The organism is Pseudoalteromonas sp. S3431 (assembly GCF_000690035.1).
In the GTDB taxonomy this organism is placed as follows: Bacteria; Pseudomonadota; Gammaproteobacteria; order Enterobacterales; family Alteromonadaceae; genus Pseudoalteromonas; species Pseudoalteromonas fuliginea.
The window spans coordinates 1-280 of the sequence record NZ_JJNY01000120.1 but is presented as its reverse complement, the minus strand read 5'-3'; the positions used below and the strand labels follow the sequence as shown (position 1 = coordinate 280).

1 protein-coding gene is annotated in these 280 nt (G+C 45.4%); it reads left to right on the top strand.

The genetic code is table 11. The annotated features are described in order from the left end of the window. Positions 1-280, top strand: a 280-nt coding sequence (locus DO88_RS18985; protein ID WP_198022423.1) for a hypothetical protein, incomplete at both ends; no start/stop codon positions are given.

The window sequence follows — 280 nt, the reverse complement described above, 5'->3', positions numbered from 1 at the left end:
CGAATCAGTCAACAAACGAAGACACCACAAAAGCGATAAGCTTTACAGTGGGTGATGTTGAAACAAGCACTTCAAGCCTTGGTCTTTCTGTTGTAAGCAGCTCAAACACTTCACTATTGCCGACGAATCGCATTGTTTTTGGAGGGAGTGGCGCTTCGCGGACAATGAGCATGTCTCCGGTGGCGAATAAGTATGGGTATTCAGACATTCGTATCCGTGTTAAAGACAGTAACGGTGCGACGAGAGACGATACATTTAGGCTCACTGTAAATAGTGTGAA